This window comes from Microbulbifer variabilis, assembly GCF_052468405.1.
In genome coordinates this window covers 2720468-2741541 of the sequence record NZ_CP174343.1, presented here as the reverse complement: position 1 = coordinate 2741541, position 21074 = coordinate 2720468, and the positions used below count along the sequence as shown (strand labels likewise).

Annotated in this window: 20 protein-coding genes; 16 read left to right on the top strand and 4 right to left on the bottom strand. The window is 48.8% G+C overall.

Annotation, left to right across the window (positions count from 1 at the left end):
• Positions 1–36 precede the first annotated feature (36 nt).
• The 11 genes from recJ to ACJJJB_RS12515 all read left to right on the top strand — a co-directional run bounded on the left by recJ (position 37) and on the right by ACJJJB_RS12515 (position 12341).
• Complete coding sequence (gene recJ / locus ACJJJB_RS12565; RefSeq protein ID WP_445365007.1) at positions 37–1764, top strand: single-stranded-DNA-specific exonuclease RecJ; 1728 nt, start codon at positions 37–39, stop codon at positions 1762–1764.
• 79 nt (positions 1765–1843) lie between these two features.
• Positions 1844–2818 carry a DMT family transporter gene (locus ACJJJB_RS12560; RefSeq protein ID WP_445365006.1) on the top strand — a complete coding sequence of 325 codons (975 nt, stop codon included), beginning with the start codon at positions 1844–1846 and terminating at the stop codon, positions 2816–2818.
• A complete protein-coding gene (locus tag ACJJJB_RS12555) occupies positions 2764–3393 on the top strand; it encodes a LysE family translocator (protein ID WP_353376543.1) in 630 nt (209 codons plus the stop codon). The genes ACJJJB_RS12560 and ACJJJB_RS12555 overlap by 55 nt, the downstream gene beginning before the upstream one ends.
• Before the next feature lie 33 nt (positions 3394–3426).
• Positions 3427–3879, top strand: a complete 453-nt coding sequence (locus ACJJJB_RS12550; RefSeq protein WP_353376544.1) for a hypothetical protein — start codon at positions 3427–3429, stop codon at positions 3877–3879.
• Positions 3880–3940: 61 nt separating this feature from the next.
• On the top strand, positions 3941–4336 hold the full coding sequence (locus tag ACJJJB_RS12545; RefSeq protein WP_026305094.1) for a MerR family transcriptional regulator: 396 nt from the start codon (positions 3941–3943) through the stop codon (positions 4334–4336).
• 96 nt (positions 4337–4432) lie between these two features.
• A protein-coding gene (gene prfB, locus ACJJJB_RS12540; RefSeq protein WP_157533496.1) for a peptide chain release factor 2 occupies positions 4433–5528 on the top strand; the annotation gives its coding sequence in 2 pieces (ribosomal slippage) (positions 4433–4504 and positions 4506–5528; 1095 coding nt in all).
• A gap of 84 nt (positions 5529–5612) precedes the next feature.
• Positions 5613–7097 (top strand): lysine--tRNA ligase, encoded by a 1485-nt coding sequence (gene lysS, locus ACJJJB_RS12535; protein ID WP_282952859.1) that lies wholly within the window; start codon positions 5613–5615, stop codon positions 7095–7097.
• Positions 7098–7330: 233 nt separating this feature from the next.
• Positions 7331–8269, top strand: coding sequence for a hypothetical protein (locus ACJJJB_RS12530; protein ID WP_353376547.1), 939 nt, complete (start codon positions 7331–7333; stop codon positions 8267–8269).
• Between the two features lie 498 nt (positions 8270–8767).
• On the top strand, positions 8768–10015 hold the full coding sequence (locus ACJJJB_RS12525) for an HlyD family secretion protein (RefSeq protein WP_282952861.1): 1248 nt from the start codon (positions 8768–8770) through the stop codon (positions 10013–10015).
• Complete coding sequence (locus ACJJJB_RS12520; RefSeq protein WP_282952862.1) at positions 10015–12159, top strand: peptidase domain-containing ABC transporter; 2145 nt, start codon at positions 10015–10017, stop codon at positions 12157–12159. The genes ACJJJB_RS12525 and ACJJJB_RS12520 overlap by 1 nt, the downstream gene beginning before the upstream one ends.
• Positions 12160–12200: 41 nt before the next feature.
• Complete coding sequence (locus ACJJJB_RS12515) at positions 12201–12341, top strand: class IIb bacteriocin, lactobin A/cerein 7B family (RefSeq protein ID WP_020413489.1); 141 nt, start codon at positions 12201–12203, stop codon at positions 12339–12341.
• A gap of 105 nt (positions 12342–12446) precedes the next feature.
• Here ACJJJB_RS12515 and ACJJJB_RS12510 read toward each other — a convergent pair whose 3' ends face one another.
• From ACJJJB_RS12510 to ACJJJB_RS12495, 4 genes are all read right to left on the bottom strand, one after another.
• Positions 12447–14231, bottom strand: a complete 1785-nt coding sequence (locus tag ACJJJB_RS12510; protein ID WP_445365005.1) for a hypothetical protein — start codon at positions 14229–14231, stop codon at positions 12447–12449.
• 290 nt (positions 14232–14521) lie between these two features.
• On the bottom strand, positions 14522–15133 hold the full coding sequence (locus ACJJJB_RS12505; RefSeq protein WP_245556691.1) for a TPM domain-containing protein: 612 nt from the start codon (positions 15131–15133) through the stop codon (positions 14522–14524).
• Positions 15133–15882: a TPM domain-containing protein gene (locus tag ACJJJB_RS12500; RefSeq protein ID WP_445365004.1), complete on the bottom strand. Its 750-nt coding sequence runs from the start codon at positions 15880–15882 to the stop codon at positions 15133–15135. The genes ACJJJB_RS12505 and ACJJJB_RS12500 overlap by 1 nt, the downstream gene beginning before the upstream one ends.
• A 15-nt stretch (positions 15883–15897) precedes the next feature.
• Positions 15898–16512 carry a LemA family protein gene (locus tag ACJJJB_RS12495; protein ID WP_282952868.1) on the bottom strand — a complete coding sequence of 205 codons (615 nt, stop codon included), beginning with the start codon at positions 16510–16512 and terminating at the stop codon, positions 15898–15900.
• Between the two features lie 86 nt (positions 16513–16598).
• Here ACJJJB_RS12495 and ACJJJB_RS12490 point away from each other — a divergent pair, with 86 nt between their 5' ends.
• The 5 genes from ACJJJB_RS12490 to ACJJJB_RS12470 all read left to right on the top strand — a co-directional run bounded on the left by ACJJJB_RS12490 (position 16599) and on the right by ACJJJB_RS12470 (position 20895).
• A complete protein-coding gene (locus tag ACJJJB_RS12490; RefSeq protein WP_445365003.1) occupies positions 16599–17135 on the top strand; it encodes a YaeQ family protein in 537 nt (178 codons plus the stop codon).
• A gap of 14 nt (positions 17136–17149) precedes the next feature.
• Entirely contained in the window at positions 17150–17632 is a 483-nt protein-coding gene (locus tag ACJJJB_RS12485; RefSeq protein WP_020413483.1) for a YajQ family cyclic di-GMP-binding protein, read from the top strand.
• 17 nt (positions 17633–17649) lie between these two features.
• Positions 17650–18579: an esterase-like activity of phytase family protein gene (locus tag ACJJJB_RS12480; protein WP_445365002.1), complete on the top strand. Its 930-nt coding sequence runs from the start codon at positions 17650–17652 to the stop codon at positions 18577–18579.
• A 383-nt stretch (positions 18580–18962) separates the two neighbouring features.
• Positions 18963–19901: a hypothetical protein gene (locus tag ACJJJB_RS12475; RefSeq protein WP_353376556.1), complete on the top strand. Its 939-nt coding sequence runs from the start codon at positions 18963–18965 to the stop codon at positions 19899–19901.
• Between the two features lie 55 nt (positions 19902–19956).
• On the top strand, positions 19957–20895 hold the full coding sequence (locus ACJJJB_RS12470) for an esterase-like activity of phytase family protein (protein WP_445365001.1): 939 nt from the start codon (positions 19957–19959) through the stop codon (positions 20893–20895).
• The last annotated feature ends 179 nt before the right edge of the window (positions 20896–21074 follow it).

Sequence of the window (21074 nt, the reverse complement as noted above, 5' to 3'; positions counted from 1 at the left end):
GGACTTGGCGGCCGGATTAAAAATAGCTGAGAGAGAATGAATACAACAATTCAGCGGCGGCCAGTGGATTTTTCCACTGGCCGTTTTGCTTCTGAAACTCCCAAAATTTTGCAGAGGGTACTGCTTGGTCGCGGTATCGTCAGCGAGGAGGCCCTGAACCACAGTCTCGCCAAGCTGCAGCAACCTCAGTTGATGCGGGGGCTGGATACAGCGGTGACACTGCTGGTGGAAACCGTGCGAGCGCAACAGAAGATCTTGATTGTCGGTGACTTCGATGCCGACGGTGCTACCAGCAGCACGCTCGCCGTACTGGCGTTGGGGGCCATGGGAGCTTCGGGTGTTGACTTCCTCGTGCCGAACCGCTTCGATTTCGGCTATGGGTTGACCCCGGAAATCGTTGAAGTGGCCAAAGATTATGCCCCGGATATGCTGGTCACAGTAGATAACGGCATCAGCAGCATCGATGGAGTTGCAGCGGCCAAGGCGGCGGGGATGACGGTGATCGTAACCGATCACCACCTACCGGGCAGTGAGTTGCCAGAGGCTGATGCCATCGTCAATCCAAACCAACCGGGCTGTGATTTTCCCAGCAAGAATCTCGCCGGTGTGGGAGTGATTTTCTATCTGTTGAGCCGCCTGCGCAGTGCTCTGCAGGAGTGCGGCTGGTTTGAACAGAGTGGCATAGTCCCGCCGAATATGGCTGAGTACCTCGACCTGGTGGCATTAGGCACTGTGGCAGATTTGGTGCCTCTGGATCATAACAATCGCATCCTGGTGCACCAGGGTATCGCCCGTATCCGTTCCGGCCGTTGCCGGCCCGGGATTTCCGCACTGTTGGAAGTGGCGGGGCGCGATCAGCGAAGGCTTTCCACTACAGATATCGGTTTTACCCTGGGGCCGCGGATCAATGCTGCCGGGCGCCTGGATGATATTGGTACCGGCATCCGCTGCCTCCTGACCCGCGATCCCAATGAGGCCCGAGAGCTGGCGGGGGAGCTGGATAGGCTCAACCGGGACCGCAAGGCAATAGAGCAGGGTATGCAGCGGGAAGCCCTGGCGGCGTTGGAAGAATTACAGCTTGAGGGGGAGATTCCCTGGAGTCTTTGCCTCTACGATACTAATTGGCACCAGGGGGTAGTGGGTATCCTCGCCAGCCGTATCAAGGAGAAATTCCACCGCCCGGTAATTGCCTTTGCAGAAGGGGATAATGGCCTGGTGAAAGGCTCTGCGCGCTCCATTCCCGGTTTACATATCCGCGATGCCCTGAGCGATGTGGCTGCAGCCAATCCTGAATTGATCAGTAAATTCGGCGGTCACGCCATGGCCGCGGGTTTGAGCTTGCCGGCGGAGCACCTCAGTGCCTTTCGTACCGAGTTTGAGCGGGCAGTGCGCAACCGCCTGGATGAAAATCAATTACAGGCAGTGATCGACTCTGATGGTGAATTGGATATTGCAGATTACACCCTGCAAACTGCAGCCTTGTTGCGCGCCTGCGCCCCTTGGGGCCAGGCGTTTCCCGAGCCGGTCTTCGATGGGGAGTTTCTGCTGCTGCAACAGCGAATCGTTGGTGAGCGCCACCTAAAAATAGTGGTTGCCCCACCACAGGCTCCGCAACTGGCACTGGATGCCATCGCCTTTAATGTGGACATAGATCAGTGGCCGCAGGCTGCCGAAAGAGTGCGTTTGGCCTACAAGTTGGATGTCAATGAATTTCGCGGGCGGGAATCCCTACAGTTAATGGTGAACCTGCTGGAGGCGGTATAAGAGTCACCTTTTCAAAAATCGCGAAGTGCGGGGAGCGTATTCGCGGCTGTGCTTAAAAACGTCGTTGGAAGTAGAAGAAGTGAAACGGAAACAAGTCCAGGCTGAAGTCCTGCTGTTATTGGCCGCCCTGTTCTGGGGTGTCGCCTTTGTGCCACAAAAGGTCGCTATGGCGGATATTGAGCCGCTGGCATTTAACGCATGGCGCTTTATTCTCGGTGGCCTGATTTTGGTGCCGATCGTTTATTGGTTGTCTTCTCGCAGGGATTCCCAGCCCGGTGAAGTGGGCGGCAAGCATGTTAATCATCGTTGGAAAGCCTGTTTGCCCGGCGGTGCTGTGCTCGGTTTCTGGCTGTTTCTTGGTGCGGCGCTGCAGCAAGTGAGCTTGCTCTATACAACCGCTGGTCGGGCTGGGTTTATTACCGGTTTCTACCTGCTATTGGTGCCAGTGATCGGTTTGTCCCTCGGCCACAAAACCAATCGCTGGACTTGGGTGGGCATTGCTCTTGCCCTTTTCGGCCTCTATTGGCTGGCGGACTTTGCTGAAGAGTCGCAATTAATCGGTGACTTAATGGTGTTCGCGAGTGCCTTCGTATTCGCTATACAGGTGTTGTCGGCCGATCATCTGGTGAAGCGCTACGATGCATTGCGTCTCGCCTGTATTCAGTTCCTGGTATGCGGCTTGTTGTCAGCCCTGGCGTCCCTCTTCACTGAAGAAGCAACAATACAGTCGGCTGTGGATGCAGCCTGGCCCATCGCCTATATGATGATTTTTTCCACGGCACTGGCCTTTACTTTCCAATTGCTGGCCCAGCGCTATGCGGCGCCTTCCCACGCCACGGTAATTATGAGTCTGGAGGCGGTGTTTGCTCTGGCGGCGGGCTGGCTATTCCTCAATGAAGTGCTGAATGCCCGTGAGCTTATCGGTTGTGGCCTTATGTTGGCAGGAATGCTTGTTAGTCATTACGGTAACCACAATGGTACCCATCACTGGGAAGTAAAATGGAGCTGTCTGTACTCGCGCTTTTTGTCCCAGCCAGTTTTTTTGCCTCGGTAACGCCGGGATTGTGCATGATGTTGGCGCTCAGCCTGGGAATTACACTGGGGGTGCGCCACACCTTGTGGATGATGGTTGGTGAGCTGGCGGGAGTAGCCCTAGTGGCTCTGGCTGCAGTGCTTGGGGCTGCAGTGCTGATGGTGCAGTACCCGACAGTATTTCAGGTTTTCAAATACTGTGGCGGTGCTTATCTTGCTTGGGTGGGCGTGCAAATGTGGCGCTCGCGAGGGCAATTGGCCGCCATTGATGGCGGAGGCCGGGGGGCTATGCGTGTACGGCCTTCGCCTAAAGCGTTAGTGGCCCAAGGGTTTGTTACTGCTGTGGCCAACCCTAAAGGATGGGCTTTTTTCATTGCCTTATTGCCACCCTTTATCAATCAAAGTAAACCTTTGGTGCCGCAACTCTCCGTGCTGCTTGCCACAATACTGTTGCTGGAAACCCTGTGTCTGCTGATTTACGCTGGAGGTGGTCAGGCACTCAGTCGTCTGCTGGAACGTGCTGAGAATGTGCGCTTGATCAATCGCATCTCCGGTACATTGATGTTACTGGTGGGAGTCTGGCTGGCACTGTCCTGAGTTGGGCTGTCGTCGTTTTATGGAGGAAGTTCGATGGTAAAAACAACACTATCTGCATTGATTGCATTGACCCTGGTGGTGGCCGTGGCTGCCTGCGGCGGTGCCAAGGAGGAGCAGGCAATGGAAAATCAAGTTGAAAATACCCCGGGGCCTACCCAGCCGGAGGTAGCGCCAAGCGCTCCCGCGCCGAGGCCGGGGGAGTTGGTTTGGGTCTATCGCAAAAGCGGTCGCAAGCAGTGTGAAGGTGGAGGTATGACACTACAACAGAGCCTGGCCAAATTACGAGAGAATGGCATTGCGGTACAGGAGTCCCGCTGTGGCGTGCGAACTGACAGGATGTACCCGGCAGTGTGTGGGGCCCCTACCGGAGATATATTGCTGCATCTCGTTGGTATGGATGCTTTAGATGCAGCGTTGGAGTTGGGTTTCGATCCCGCCGAGCAGGTGCAATACCAATTTGCGGCATGTCGCGATAACAGCGCCTAGAAATTGTTGAATAGTGCTTGCTGTGGTGTTTGGTGAGCCTTGGAATCCGTAGGTGCTATCGGTGAATATATCTCAGGCAGCCCGCAGCTCGGGCCTAAGTAGTAAAGCCTTACGTCACTACGAGGAAATTGGCCTGTTGGTTCCCAGTCGTGGGGCTAATGGCTACCGCCAGTACACTGCAAGTGATGTAGAAACCCTGCGCTTTATCCAGAGGGCCCGTGTCAGCGGTTTTTCGACTGGAGAGGTTCGGGCTTTGCTGGAGTTGCGCGAGAACCCCGACAGGCGCAGCCGGGAAACCAAGCTGCTGGTCAGTGAAAAACTATCCCACCTGGAAGAGCAACTCCGAGACCTGCTCGAAATGCGTACAACCCTGTTGGCATTTGAGAAAAGTTGTGCCGGCAACGACTCACCCGAGTGCGCAATCCTGGACCGGTTATCTGGTCAGCTTCCAGGCTAATCCAATGGGTATCTCATTAGCTGTCGACTGGCAGGACCCCCGCGCGCTGCGGTAGAATGCGCGCCGCTTTTTATTTTGTCCGGACACCGAAAGTTCATGGAAATCAATCCCCTCCTCAATCAATTAAAAGACCTCGAAGAGCGCACTGACGTTCTTAGGGGGTATCTTTGACTACGCCAGCAAGAAAGAACGCCTTACCGAAGTAGAGCTGGAGCTGGCCGAGCCGAGCGTTTGGGACGACCCCAACCGCGCACAGGAACTGGGGCGCGAGCGCTCCTCCCTGGAAACGGTGGTTAATACCATCGAAAACCTCGACTCCGGTATCGCCGATTGCCGCGAACTGCTGGAAATGGCAGTCGAGGAAAATGATGAGGACTCCGTAGGGGAGGTCTCCACTGAGATCGAAGGTCTCCAGCAGCAGCTGGGGATTCTGGAATTCCGCCGTATGTTCTCCGGCGAGAATGACGAGAACAATGCCTACCTGGATATCCAGGCCGGCTCCGGTGGTACCGAGGCCCAGGACTGGGCGGAAATGATCCTGCGTATGTACCTGCGCTGGGGTGAAGCCCACGGCTTCAAGACCACCCTGGAAGAGGTCTCTGCGGGGGAAGTGGCCGGTATCAAGAGTGCCACCGTGCACTTTGCCGGCGACCATGCCTTCGGCTGGTTGCGCACAGAAACCGGTGTACACCGCCTGGTGCGCAAATCGCCGTTTGATTCCGGCAATCGCCGTCACACTTCTTTCAGCTCGGTATTTGTGTCACCGGAAATCGATGACAATATCGAGATTGAAATCGACAAATCCCAGGTGCGTGAAGACACCTACCGCGCGTCAGGCGCCGGTGGTCAGCACGTCAACAAAACCGATTCTGCTGTGCGTTTGACCCACACAGAATCCGGGATCGTCGTGCAGTGCCAGAGCGAGCGCTCCCAGCACCAGAACCGCGATAAAGCCTGGAAAATGCTGCGCGCAAAAATGTACGAGCAGGAAATGCTCAAGCGCAACGCAGAGAAGCAGGCCATGGAAGACAGCAAGGCCGACATCGGTTGGGGCAGCCAGATCCGCTCCTACGTGTTGGACGACCAGCGTATCAAGGACCTGCGTACCAGTGTCCAGACCAGTAACTGCCAGGCAGTACTGGACGGAGACCTGGACCAATTTATCGAAGCCAGCCTCAAAGCCGGCCTCTGATTTAAAGACTCCACTCTCACCGCGCCCCTCGTCTCTCACTAATGGGACGAGGGGTAATATCACTCACAAAACTGATAGATCACCATGACTGATATCCAGCAAGACGAAAACAAACTGATCGCCGAGCGCCGCACCAAGCTTTCCGCTCTGCGCGAGAAGGGCAATGCTTTCCCCAACAGTTTTCGCCGCGAGAACCTCGCTGCCGACCTGCAAGCTGAGTTCGGCGATAAACAGAAAGAGGAGCTGGAAGAACTGGGTAAACGGGCGTGCGTAGCGGGGCGAATCCTGGCTAAACGCGGACCCTTTATGGTGATCCAGGATGTGTCTGACCGCATCCAGCTCTACGCCGATAAAGCGGCACAGAAAGATATTAAAGAGCGCTTCGGTGCCTGGGATATCGGCGATATCGTCGGCGTAAAAGGCACACTGCACAAATCCGGCAAGGGCGATCTCTACGTCAACTGTGAAGAGTACAGCCTGCTGACCAAAGCACTGCGCCCGCTGCCGGAAAAATTCCACGGCATCGCCGATCAGGAAATGCGTTATCGCCAGCGCTATGTGGACCTGATCGCCACGCCGGAAGCCCGCGAAGTGTTCCGCGTGCGCTCCAAAGTGATCGAGTACATCCGCGATTTCCTCAACGCCCAGCAGTTTATGGAAGTGGAAACGCCTATGCTGCAAGTTATTCCCGGCGGTGCCAGTGCGCGCCCGTTCGTTACTCACCACAATGCGCTGGATATCGATATGTACCTGCGTATTGCCCCGGAACTGTATCTGAAGCGTCTGGTCGTGGGTGGTTTTGAGCGGGTTTACGAGATCAACCGCAACTTCCGTAACGAGGGCCTGTCCACGCGCCACAACCCCGAATTCACCATGCTTGAGTTCTACCAGGCGTATGCGGACTACAACGACCTGATGGATCTCACTGAGAAGATGCTGCGCGGTATCTGTGAAGATGTTCTGGGCTCCACCACTGTGGAATACCAGGACAGCAGCTACGACTTCTCCAAGCCGTTCGCGCGTTTGTCTGTGTTCGATTCCATCCTGCACTACAACCCGGAACTGACTGCGGCCGATATCGACAATATTGAATCCGCCCGCGCCGTTGCCGAGAAGCTGCAAATCCCACTGAAAGACAGCTGGGGCCTGGGTAAGGTACAGATCGAGATCTTCGAGAAAACTGTAGAGCACCGTCTCGACCAGCCGACCTTTATCACTGAGTATCCAACCGAAGTGTCTCCGTTGGCTCGCCGTAATGATGACAACCCGTTTGTCACCGACCGCTTTGAATTCTTCGTTGGCGGCCGCGAGATTGCCAACGGTTTCTCCGAGTTGAATGACGCGGAAGATCAAGCCGAACGCTTCAAGGCCCAGGTTGCGGAGAAAGATGCCGGTGACGACGAAGCCATGCATTACGACGCCGATTATATCCGCGCGCTGGAATACGGTCTGCCGCCCACCGCTGGTGAGGGCATCGGTATCGACCGTCTGGTAATGCTGTTTACCAACTCTCCATCGATTCGCGACGTACTGCTGTTCCCGCATATGCGTCCTGAAACGAACGATTAAACGGCTCACCGCGCTACTAGCAGTGTGCTCTGCCGTCGCGTCAATATTTCGGCGCGACGGCCCTCTCCGGATATCCTCTTCTAAAGTCGGGCATTCCTGTACAGGAATTTCATTGGCCTTTTCCCGTTTGTCGCATCTGTGTAACTGATGTTACGGCCGCGATCTACTCTAAATAAATCCATCGACGAAATTGCAGAGCTGTAGAAAGTGAGCAATAAAAGAAGGAGAAAGTGTTGGCAACTAAGGCGGCGCAATGTATTTGTGGGCTGGGGAGTTTGTTTATCTGCTGTACTGCCCTGGCTCAGTCGAAGTTACAATACCCTCTATCACAGGAACTAAATGCTAGCTCGGTACCAATTGAGTTCCAAAACCTTCCTGTACCGTATACGCCTTCCCTTCCTAGAGTCTCGACTCAAAACGGCTGGCGCTTTGCCGTCACGCCATACTTATTCCTGCCCTTGCGTACCAAGGGTGAGTCTACAGTGGCTGGAACCACAGTGGATGTTGATCTCAACCTGAAGAGAACCCTGGAACTTCTAAATGTGGCTTTTTCTGCCCGGCTTGAGGCCTGGAAGGGACGCTTTGGCGTAGTTACCGATCTTTATTATGTACACCTGAATTTAAAAGAGGGGGCTAGTATACGCCCTCCCAGAAATCCACAGTTAGATATAGACATCAATATTGATGTAAATGTGGATGTACATCAGGGGTGGGTTGCTGCATTTGGTGCATTTCGTTTATTAGATGGGAGTTTTGCCACTGGTGACCACCGTTATTTTTGGGATGTCGGTGCGGGTGTACGCTGGAACCGTCTCCGGCAGGAGGTGAAAGCCAGGGTAGGAATTGATATTGCCCCGATGCCTGAAGTGCGAAACCGGCTGGGAGGCCGCAAGAGCTGGTGGGAACCAGCTATAGGCACCAGAGTGGGGCTCAGGCTGAATGATTGTCTTACTCTGGGGGCGCGCACTGAAATCGGAGGTTTTGGTGCCAGCGGTGACGAATTGCAATGGAATCTACTGGTCGGACTTGACTGGCGTGCTTGGGAAGCAACATCCTTACGTTTGGGTTACCAGTATTACAGTATCGACTATTCCAGTAGACTTCCAGATGGAAAATTTGCCTATGATATTGACCAGCATGGGCCCTATATAGCCGCTACATGGCGTTGGTGATCCCTGATTATTAGGTTTGGATAATATATAAATACTGACTGGAGACTCCGTTTTCCTGGTACTCCTATGATGCTTGTTGGTGAAGTATATTCACTTCTATTCTGTTTGTGATTTAATCGCGAACCTGGCAATAATATTCTTTTTATAAAACGTTCCCCCTGGAATAGATCTTCGAATGAGATGCCTGAGTTTTTTGGGTGTATTTATATCTGGCTTGATAGATAAACAATAAAAAAATAAAAATTTAAAGGCGATTTTCTTATGGAGCCAGGGTTGATAATGGCTTTAAATTTTTGAGATTTTTAAAGGTTGAATTCTGGTGTTAATATGCGGATCTAACCTCGCTAAAAAGCCTATCAATAGATGAGGGCCCCGGTTTATCAGAAACATTACTGGGACGGTTGTTATAAAGTTTTTGGTTTTACTTCGTTGACAGCATTGCTGTGTGAAGATAAAAATCTGACCGTTAAATAATTAACCTGGAATAAGGTAATTGTGGTGACAGGACTGTTTCGCCAGCAAGTTGTAGAAAGGCAAGTGGATCGCTTGCACGGTGGGGTTTTACTCCTGCCGCGTTTTTCACATACCGCTATTCTCGCGCTGCTACTAATTTGGATAGCAGTTGTCTTTATCTGGTTAGCTATTAGCAGTTATGCTCGCAAGGAGAGCGTAACTGGCTGGTTGGAGCCAGCCTCTGGATTGGTGCGGGTTTATGCTGAGCGTTCGGGCATTATTAAACAGGTTCTGGTGCGCGAAGGTGATAGGGTGATTAAAGGCCAACCACTGCTAGTGGTAAATGGAGATCGGATATTAGCTGACGGAAAGAACCTCGAGGCCTTATTATTGACTGAATATGAGAGTCAACAAAAGCTAGTCAATGAGCAGCTTGAGCGCGGCGATAAGATTTATCGTCAACAACTCCATGATGTAGATGAGCGTATTAATGCTAGTAGGGAGGATCTGGCACTACTTGAAAAACAGATAGAATTGCAATCCCGACATTCTGCGTTAGTGGCTGAGCAGGTAGAACGTTACCGTGTTCTAAAGCTAGATGGTCATGTATCCTCTTCAGAACTGGATGCCACCATTGCCCAGGAGTTGGAGCTATATGTCGATCGACAGGAGCTTGAGCGGAGTCGGGTTAATTTACGCAATCAAATTCAGAGGCTTGAAAGAGATCGATTACTACTCCCCGAAGAATACGCTAATAGTAGTGATCAATTGCGAACAAGGCTCTCAGACCTAGCCCAGCAAATAGCTAAATTGCATGGTCAGCGAGCTTATATCGTTAAAGCATCCCGATCAGGAGTGGTTAGTAATTTGCAGGCGTTTGAGGGGCAACAGACGCAAACCCATATTCCAGTTTTATCACTGTTGCCGGAGGGGCATATACTAACGGCACAATTGCTGGTATCTGTACGCTCAGCGGGCTTTCTCAGTCCGGGCCAGCAAGTGAAAATTCGCTATGATGCCTTCCCTTACCAAAAATTTGGTCTCTATGCCGGCACTGTACTGGAAGTGTCAGACACTGTTCTTCTGCCTGATGAGTTACATCGTGTACCTGTAGCTGTGGATGAGCCGGTTTTTAAGGTCATTGTAGAGCTGGCTGATCCTTCGGTTAATGCCTACGGGCGACGCTTTCAACTCAAGCCAGGTATGACTTTGTCTGCCGATGTGAATCTGTCGGAGAGAAGCTTATTAGAGTGGTTGCTGGAACCAATTTATAGTTTAAAGGGGCGGTTGTAATGGAAACCAGCGCATGGTCATCGGTAAATAATGGGCGAGCGGAAACCCATTTGAATTTCTCTGTACATCGCCAATTGCCGGTAATTTTGCAGACGGAGGCTGCGGAGTGTGGATTGGTATGTCTGGCGATGATTGCGGGATTTCATGGTTATGATACTGACCTTGTTAGTCTGCGCCACCGATTTCATATTTCCAATCATGGCATCAACCTCAAGACCCTGGTAGATATCGCTGATCGCTTACATTTAGCGGGCCGTGCACTGCGACTTGAAATGGAGGAGTTGGAAGAGTTGCAGTGTCCCTGTGTACTCCATTGGGATATGAATCACTTTGTGGTACTCAAGTCATTACAGCGCGGTACTGCCGTTATTCATGATCCAGCAATGGGGGAGCGGATATTGTCCCTTGAGGAGCTTGCCCAACACTTTACTGGTGTTGCTCTGGAACTTTTGCCGACAGATGAATTTCAACTGGGGGAGGACCGTCAACAGCTTAAGCTACGTCATTTCTGGTCGTCTATCAGTGGGCTAAAACGTAGTTTGGGCCAGATATTGATACTGTCATTGATACTGCAATTGTTTGTTGTAGTTTCCCCTTTCTATATGCAAACCGTGGTGGATGATGTCATCTTGCGGGGGGATGAAAGCCTGCTATTGGTATTAGCTATGGGTTTTGGCTTGTTACTGGCGATACAAGTTGGTACGAATGCGTTAAGGGAATGGGTCATTCTGCATGTTTCTAGTCGGCTAAATGTACAAATGGCAGCAAATCTTTTTCGCCACCTGATTCGTTTGCCGATGAATTATTTTTTTACCCGACATATGGGCGATATAGTCTCTCGCTTTGGTTCCCTGAACAAAGTACGTGAGTTGCTTACCACAGGATTGGTTGCTGCAGTTGTGGACGGAATAATGGCTCTCATTACACTCGTCGCTATGATATTTTATGATATGAAGCTAACGTTAATTGTGCTATTGGCGGTTGCGCTTTATATTATCTTACGAGTATTGCTGTATCGCCCGTTGCATCTCCTTACTGAAGAGGAAATTGTTGTGCAGGCAAAGCATGACTCACACTTTATGGAGTCGGTGCGAGCCATACAGACAATTAAATTATTTCAGCGTGAAAATGATCGTCAAAGTCAGTGGCAAAACTATTTGGTCGATGCCATTAATAAGGATATTCGCATCACCCGCTGGAATATTGGTTATAAAACGGCGAACCGTTTGTTGTTTGGTATAGAAAATCTTTTGGTGATTTATTTTGCTGCAATAGCTGTGATGGGTAATATTTTCACTATTGGTATGCTTTATGCCTATATGAGCTACAAGAACCGCTTTGTACAATCCATGGATGCATTAATCGCAAAGTGGATAGAGTTGAAAATGCTTGGTTTACATTTGGATCGATTGTCTGACATTGTCTTTACTAAGACTGAGTCAACGGGGGAAGTATGTAATCGTAGAGTGGAAATTGATCGGAGTGGACCTCTGCAAGGTAAAATTGAGGTGCGTAATCTTACTTTTCAATATGGTGAAGCGGAAACACCAGCCTTTCAAAATTTGAGCTTTACAATAGAACCCGGTGAAACTGTTGCCATTGTAGGCCCAAGCGGGTGCGGTAAAAGTACTCTTTTAAAGTGCATGATGGGTTTGCTGCAGCCGACAGCGGGGGAGATCCTGATCGATGGTCAGCCTTTAAAGCAAATACCTCACTATCGAAGTCAGATAGCTGGAGTTTTGCAGGATGATCAACTGCTTGCAGGTAGCATTAGCGACAATATCGCCTGCTTTGAACCCAAGATAGATATGCAGGAAGTAGTTCGTAGTGCGAAAAAGGCATGTATTCACGATGAGATAATGTATATGCCTATGCAATACAATACCTTGGTTGGTGATATGGGTACCAGCCTTAGTGGTGGGCAAAAGCAGAGAATTGTGCTGGCACGCGCGCTCTATCGTGTACCACGCATTTTGTTCATGGATGAAGCAACTAGTCACTTGGATATGGCTACAGAATCTTTGGTTAATGACCATATCAAAGGACTTGCCATAACCAGAGTACTGGTTGCTCATAGGCCGGAGACGGTCAGGTCTGCAGGGAGGCGGATTGTATTATCCAGTGCATTTTCTGGAGTTGCTTAGATAAACGGAAATACCCTTAATTTAAATATAGGACTTTACTTATGAAAGAGCTCACGGTCAATGAAATGCAGGAAGTTAATGGTGGCCTTATAAAAACTATTATTAAGATTATTGATAAAATAATAAATGACAATGGGGATGGCGATGCTGAAACAGCTTCCTATACCTCTGAATCAGGCTGAAACAGGAATAGGTAACTGTATAGTTAAATCTGCGCCCATATGGGCGTAGATCTTTAGCTGGCTTAGGTGGTAAGTGTTGTGCTCAATAAAAAGTGACTGTTTTAGTTAACGTATAGAAAGAGAGGTAAATGCGAAAACCTTCCAGTGCTTGTCTGACTGAATAATTTCAATATTTGCCCTTATTTCCTGCGTTTTTTTTTCTATCTGCCCCCAATTGTAACCCTCTGCAGTTGCTTGCCACTTGCTGGTGATTCTGAACGCCTTATTCCCATTGATAACTATATGTTTAGCATATTCTACTTCAAGATTATTGATTGAGCGCAACGAACCCGAATTTCCGCTAGAAGTCACTGGTTGAAAAATATGTGAAAGATTGGTAGTGGTGTTTTTGAAATTTTCGTCGCTAATAAGATTAGATAAGCGGGTGTTTAATGCTTCAGTTTGGGGTTCTTCATATGCAGCGGCCAGCCTCTTAAGAAGTGTTTCTACCATTTGTTCAAGTTCTTTTTTGTTGACCGTCCCAGGCAGGGGGATGCGTAGCTCTCCTGGGAGGGTATAGTAAATAGCTCCTGCACAAATAAGTACAATACTGTAAAATAGAATAGGGTGCTTGTTTTTCGCCTCTACTCTTCTAGTGCGAAGAGTCAGGATGAAGAAAATAAAAATGCAAAACCCGAAGAGCACTGCCATTGGGATTACGGCGCTGGGGTTCTCAATGAGTACTGGACCGCTATTGGGAGCACGGTAGTCGTATAAGTAGTTGCGCCATTGTATATCTGGAAAATCAGGCGCAACATGGGTGGGAAAGGGGCCTGCAGGGTCTTGAATCAGTGTTGGTACCGAGTTTATAGCATCGGTAAAAATAGTCCAGTCGATACTGACACTCTGAGGCAGCTCTTTAATTTTGAATCTTTCCCTGTAGCCGATAAGTAGGGAGCCGATTTCTATTGATTCATCTTCAGTTATTTTCGTATAGCCTGCCTCATTGGCTTTGAGGAATATTATTTCAGTGCTGATTGGTTCGGATATCTCACGGTCGATAGTAGTTGGATTTTTGCCCCGTAGGTATTTCAAGGTTGTGCGGCGAAGAAGTTCACGTTTTTTGGTGGTTAATGGTTGCCAGGCATTGAAATTTTGATCAGTCCACCGTAGTAAATCTTTGGGGCGCAATAGTATTTCGTGTCGAATTTGGCGTGGCTCTACATAGAGGAAAGATTGCAATGGATAGCGGTTTTGGCGGTTGAGGCTGTGGTTGGAAAATTTGGTATTCCAGGGATCTTTCCAGTCAATATTGAGAGATTCTGTCCGAGATAAGTATTGGAAATTACTGACTGGAGTTTTACCGTGTTGACTGGTAAATCCGATAGTAACTGTTGCCTCTCCATCATTTCCTAGCGGGGGTTGGATATCCAGATGACTTACCCCCTTGATAGGATATTCTATATTTGCCAGTAAAATAATTTCATCATCTGGGAGCTTGGGCGCTCTAAGACCAGTGCGTGGATCAAGCTTGCCAGCGAAGGGGGAGTTTCTTGGTTTTCTTTCGGCGATGCGAATTTCGGAATTTGTCGGTTTGATTTCCCTTTTTTCGGTAAAAATTTTAACAGCAAATTTTTTGTGCTTTTTGACGGCTATAGCCAGTTCATAGATACTTTCTGTGGGAAGGATTTCAGGCCAGAACTTTTCGGCATCTTCCGCTGATATTTCAAATCTGATTTGCAGTTTATCTCCAGTAACTTCAATTTCAGCGATATTTGGAGCAGTCTCGGCACCGGCGTAACCTATGAAGTTGGCATAGGTGATAGATGGTGTCAAAATGATCAAAAAAATACTGACTAGAGTTCCTATTTTTTTGATAAGTCCTGCTTCTATTGTTCTGATTTGAATCATTTTTAGTAAGAAACTAGTGGGTTGGCTTCATATTAATTAGAACTGGCTAGTTGAGAGGCCTTATTTGTTGTTCAAGGCTCCGTTAGTCTTGACATAGACGTAGTAATTAAATTTTCGAGTGCCGATCCTATCAGTATAGATTGAACATTCCTCTGACTTGTCCTTAATCAGTGCATGTATTCGTAATTTTACTTATCGAGTTGATTCACACTGTTTTTTTGACGGATACTTCCTTCCCCAGTTATACGCCGAAGCTGTCGATGAATATGTTGGCAGATATGATGTTCAGGTTAGTTAATTAGCACTAAATGATTGGGCAGCTCGTCTTTTACTGCACTTCTAGGTGCGGCCTCTCTCAATAACTCGCCACATTGCGCTATACATGAAAGTAAGGCTTCCCCAGCCTTGCCCCGTTTGATCTCCTGTATAAAGCTTTCAATAATCACCTGCCAATTGTCATTGGTAATATGCTGGGCGAGGCCGCGGTCTGCCAAAATCTCTACATAGTGCTCTGCCTCGCATACAAAAATCAAAAGTCCAAGCCGACCTTTGGTACTGTGTAATTCCTGTTCGAGAAACTGGCGACGGGCGAGGTTGGATGCTCGCCAAAATTTTATCTTTTTGGGGACCAGTCGCATTGTGATGGGGCGCCAGCGGAAAAAAATTGCTAGGGCAATAAATAGTATCCATTGCAGTATAAAAGCCTGTTGGAAGCTAATCCACCAAGGCAGGTATTGGAACAGCGGGGAAAGTAAAAGTGCGAGAAATGCAGCCCACAACGTGGAAATGTATAAGTAGTTGTCCGCTTCTTTTGCTACAACAGCCATTACTTCGGCATCAGTATGGGTTTCCACCTCTTTGATCGCTTCGGCTACTTGGCGTTGATAACTGTTGCTGAGCATTACCATCCTCCCGACGCGCCTCCTCCGCCAAAGCCGCCACCACCTCCGCTAAACCCGCCCCCCGGTCTGCCACCGCTGGAGTAACCGCCTCCAAAACCACCCGTTCCATAGTAGCCGCCGAAGCGGCCTCGCTTATAGCTACGCTTGTGTACGGGTGAACTGAGCATTGAAGTGCCAAACAGGTGCAGCATTACTAAAATCAGGAATATTCCTGCCAAAAAGGCGATGCGTCGGTCTTTTTTATTTTCTATGGGTTCGGCTACATACTCATTTTTTGTGGCTGCGATGATAGACTGCACGCCAGTTTCTATACCTTCCGAAAAAGCTCCACGGCGAAATTTCGGCAGTACTTTGGTATGGATAATATTGGCAGCCAATGCGTCTGTCAGTGCGCTCTCCAGACCGTAGCCGACTTCAATGCGAACCTTGCGCTTGTTAGGTGCGATTAAAAACAAAATGCCATTGTTTTTATCCTTATGACCCAGCTTCCATTCTCGTGCCAGCTGGTTGGCGTACTCCTCTATAGTGAGCCCTTGTAGATCTGGCAAAATTGCGACTACGAGTTGATTGCTGCTTTCAGATTCGTATTGCTGGATCTGCTCAGTCAGTCGGTATCGTTCTTCTGATGATAAAAGCTCTTCCTTGTCTATTACGCGCCCCGTCAGTATGGGAAACTGTACATCTGCCCACAGCGACATAGTCATCCATGAGGTGATTAGGGCTAAGGCAAGCAGTGCGGAGCGAATCATAAATTTGACACCTGCCTATTGGAAATTCACCTCTGGAGCCTTCTCCGCCCCCTCAGTGGTAGCTTGGTAAGTCTCACGCAGAGGCATATTGCGGTAAAGAATTACGTGCCAAATCTTACCGGGAAAAGTGCGGATTTCCCGGTTGTAGCGCTGCACAGCCTGGATATAATCCCGCCGCGCCACGCTGATTCTGTTTTCAGTTCCTTCCAGCTGGGATTGAAGACTGAGGAAGTTCTGGTTGGCCTTAAGGTCGGGGTAGCGTTCTACCACGAGCATTAGGCGGGCCAGGGCGCTGGAGAGTTGGGATTGGGCAGCTTCGAATTGTTGCAGCTTGGCTGGATCATTGAGTAGGTTGCCATCTAGCTGCATAGAATTTACCTTGGCGCGAGCCTCGGTAACCGCTTGCAGTGTCTCACGCTCATGGCCCGCATAGGCTTGTACTGTTTTTACCAAATTGGGTACCAAGTCTGCCCGGCGCTGGTATTGGTTCTCTACTTGGGCCCAGGCGGCTTTTACCTGCTCGTCATAGGTAGGGATGTTGTTGATGCCGCAGCCACTGAGCAAGGCCACCAGCAGGCAGAGTAGGATGCAGTGCCAAGAGGGTAGACTGTTGCCAGCGGCAGAGCTCATGCGGGGTATCCTTATTCTCCTGTAAACCAACCAAGAATAGTCCGCCTTAGTCTCTGTGCTGGGGGCGGCACAGAGATGGAGCCGAAATGGCACTAAAAGCAACAATTTTTAAGGCCAAAGTACAAATCGCCGATATGGATCGGGATTATTATGCGGAGCATCAGTTAATTTTGGCCCGTCACCCATCGGAAACCGATGAGCGTATGATGGTGCGCTTGCTGGCATTTGCCCACAACGCTGCGGATTCCCTTGAGTTCACTAGAGGTCTCTCTTCAGATGAGGAGGCGGACCTGTGGCAGAAAAGCCTCAATGGTGAGATAGATCTATGGGTGGAAGTAGGTCTTCCTACTGAGGAGCGTGTGCGTAAAGCCAGCAATCGGGCTGAGCAAGTTTTAGTTTACAGTTACGGGCGGCGTACTGCGCCAGTGTGGTGGCAAAAGCTGGAGAGCCAGCTTACACATTTTGATAACCTCAGGGTTTATCATTTGGCTGCAGACGCTACTGAACAGCTGACGGCGATGGCCGAGCGAAATATGGAGTTCAGCATTTCCATTCAGGATGGTCATATATGGCTAGCCGATGGTACTAACAACGCGGAGATTACTCCGGAAATCTGGAAATAGGAGCAGAAAAATTAATGCCTTCATTTGATATTGTATCTGAAGTGGATAAGCATCAGCTGACAAACGCGGTGGATCAGGTGAATCGCACAGTCACCAACCGTTTTGATTTTAAAGGCGTGGATGCTGAAGTGGAGATGAGTGAATTCTCTCTGGTGGTTCGTGCTGAGGTGGATATGCAGGTTGACCAGATGGTGGATATGTTACGTGGTGCGTTGATCAAATGTGATATTGACCCCTTGGCGATGGATGTAGGAGAAAAAGAACAGTCTGGGAAGCAGGTTAAAGTAGGTGTGACCTTAAAGAACGGGCTTGACAAAGATCTGTCAAAAAAAATCGTTAAATTGATCAAAGATGAAAAGCTTAAGGTGCAGGCGGCTATTCAGGGTGAGCAAGTACGAGTTACTGGTAAGAAGCGCGATGATCTGCAGCAGGTAATTGCCTTGCTGCGCAGTAAGGAGTTGGAACAACCGCTACAGTTCAATAACTTCCGCGATTAACTGGGTTTGTAGTTTTTATGCGTTTTTTCTTCAGTTTTATATTTATGTTGCTTTCACCACTGGTAGTAGTGGCAGAAGTTAGCTCTGCCAGGTTAAAGGCTAGCTATTGGGTGAATAATAGCGCGGGCCTGGATATTTCCGGCTTAAGTTTTTGTGCCGGCAGGCTACTTGCAGTTTCTGATAAAAATTCTGGAGAAATTAATACACTAAAGTTGCGCGACGGGGATGCCGATCTGGTATCCCATCTTCAACTAGATGGCTTAGGTGTGCCTGAGCATGATGAGCCTGTGAGTTTCTGGGAGGCATTTAAGGAACTCTTTCGCCCAGCTGATGAGCTGGACTTCGAAGGAGTTAGCTGTGATGGAAGCACCATTTATCTTGTCAGTGAGCACTATAACCGTATTGCTGTGGTGAGCGACCAGGGAAAAGCAAGCTGGCAAGAGTACCTATGGTCACCCGCCGCGAAATCTCAAGGCTACTTGCAAAAAGCCAATGCTTCCAGTGAGGGGCTGGTAAAGGCCGGTGACGTCTTCTGGGTAGCTATGGAGCGCGAACCGCGGGGCTTGCTGAAGTTGAACTCGAGCGGTGGTGCCAGTGTGTTTTCTTTACCATCGGTAGCTGGCCTCGACTTTAGAGGGCGCTCGGAAGACCTGACCGGCTTGGATTATTACGACGGGGCTTTGTTTACCCTGGAACGTAATGCGCATGCGGTATGTCGCAGGGCTCTGCCAAGCCTGAAGGCGGAATGGTGCCTGGATTACCATGCCCTTGAAGTGTCCCCAGAACGTGTCTACGAAGAGACTCGCTATGGCAAGGGGGAGGGATTGGCTGTCAATCAGCAAGGTATTTTTGTAGTGTTTGATAACAATAATGTAGGCCGCGCTCTGGCTCCCGATGATAAACGTGCACTACTACTTCACTTAGCTTTCCCCAGAGATAATCAATAGTTATTCAATTTATATGGAATGAGTTCAGTTCATCTCTGAGGTTATTAGGAGCTGCCTAGCCAATATGGCGCATAATTTGCGTTATATCTGATTTTTTAATCCCGAGGTTGGCAATCTCCAAACAATGGCCTTCTACAAAAGAGCAAATTATCGACAAATTGCTGATAAGTGTTGGGGCTACTATGATGAGCAACAGCCGACTTTGCATATCGTATCTTAGAAGCCGATGTGAGTATGTCGCAAGTTTCCTGGTAACGCTTAGATCCTGATTCTACTGTAGGAGAATTTTTCTGATTAATGAGAGGACAGCTTAGCGTTAAAAACTTTATCGATAATGATGTAGTTCTAGAGCTTTATTGTTTCCATAGTAAATGGAATTTACCGTGAAAAATCGTTTTTTATCTGGTGCTGTTGGGATATTGCTCTCACTGACAGGGCAGGCAACTGAAATTATTCCCGCAAAAAAAATCACGCACTACTGGGTTGATGGTAGTGCTGGGTTGAGTCTTTCTGGCTTGAGTTTCTGTGGTGATAGCTTGGTTACAGTTTCAGATAAATACTCAAGAGAAATTTATCGAATTAAGATTGAGGGTGGAAGTGCAAAATTGGAAACTTTCTTAGAGATTTCAGGGTTGAAAGTTCCAAAGAAAGATAAACCAAAAAATTTTTGGCATTTTTTTCTTGAGCTGACCCGTCCGGCTTCCGCGATGGACTTTGAGGCAATTAGTTGCACTAATAAATCCATTTATTTACTGAGCGAACGTTACAATCGTATTGCTGAGGTAAATATGCGGGGCAAGGGGCACTGGCTGGAAAATATGTGGTCCTCAATGGCAAAAGCTCAGGGTTATATGCAAGGGTACAACCTTTCTGGTGTTGGATTGGCAAAGGTAAAGGATTATTTTTGGGTGGCTATGGAGCGTGATCCTCGTGGTTTGGTAAAACTTGGTCCTGATGGGAGTGTCCAGATATTTACACCGCCACCAGTAAAAGATTTGGATTTCCGTGGGGAGTCTGAAAATTTGGCCGGTTTAGATTACTACGATGGAGCTTTGTTTACTCTTGAGCCAAATGCTTATGCGGTGTGTCGAAGGGCTCTGCCAAGTCTAAAAGCAGAATGGTGTTTGGACTATCGAGAAATAGAGGAATCCTCTGAGCTTAAGTATGAGGCTTCTCGCACGGGGGGTAAGGGAGATGGCCTAGCTATCGGAGAAGGGGGCATTTTTATCGTGTTCGATAATGATAATATTAGTCGTAGTGCTGATCCACAAGACCGACGTGCCCTCTTTTTACAGCTGGGTTTCCCGGAAGTTATTGATTAGATTGAACGGAGACATATGAATTGGCTATAAAGCTAAGCAGTAATTTGGGCCCGTTATGATTAAGAGCTTTCTTTATGTAATTACCGGCGTATTACTCTCAGTTACGGGAGTAGGAGCTGAAGTTATTCCCGCAAAAAAGATAAACCACTATTGGTTGGATGGTAGTGTGGGAGAAGGTATATCTGGTCTGAGTTTTTGTTATGGGGAGCTGCTCACGATTTCTGATAAAAATTCAAGGGAAATTTTCACCCTAAAACGAGAAGGCAGACACGCAAAATTAGCTTCTTATTTGCAGCTTTCAGGACTAACTGTTCCCCAAAAAGATAAGCCTAGAAATTTTTGGCATTTTATCTTGGACCTATCCAGGCCAGTGGGTGCAATGGATTTTGAGGGAATTACATGCTCCGATAAATATATCTATATAGTAAGTGAGCGTTACAATCGTATTCTTGAAGTGGACCGGCAGGGGAACGCTCACTGGTTGGATGCTATGTGGACCACCGAGGCCAGAGCTCGAGGTTACATGCAGGGCTTCAACCTTGCTAGCGAGGGTTTAGTGAAAATTGGTGATGACTTTTGGGTAGCTATGGAGAGTGAGCCTCGCGGTTTGGTAAAGCTTAGCCCCAATGGCGATGTTCAGCTTTTTACTCCACCACCGGTTGCCGGATTGAACTTTCGTGGAGAGCCTGAAGATCTGGGAGCGCTTGATTATTATGATGGCGGGTTATTTACTCTGGAGCGAAATGCTTATGCCGTATGCCGAAGAGTTCTACCAAGCCTCAAAGCTGAATGGTGCTTGGACTACCGAGAAATTGAAAAATCTTCTGAGTTACAATATGAGGCACATCGCACTGGAGGCAAGGGAGATGGGTTGGCTGTAGGGAAAGAAGGTATATTTATAGTGTTTGATAACGATAACATCAGCCGCAGTGCAAATCCTCAGGATCGCCGCGCGCTTTTGTTACATTTGGCCTTTCCTGAGGGTGTCCAGTAAAGCCAGATTTGGGGAGTGTATCTGCTACTTGTGGTTGTTTTTTTGTAGATACCCTGAAGGTTTAACCAGTCAAGATTTATGTGGTAAGGCCTTGAATATCTTAGAGTGTAATCCTTACCCTCTTTTCCAGAGATCCCTACTTACCCAGCAAGCGAGGTTATGGCTGATTTGCCATGCTT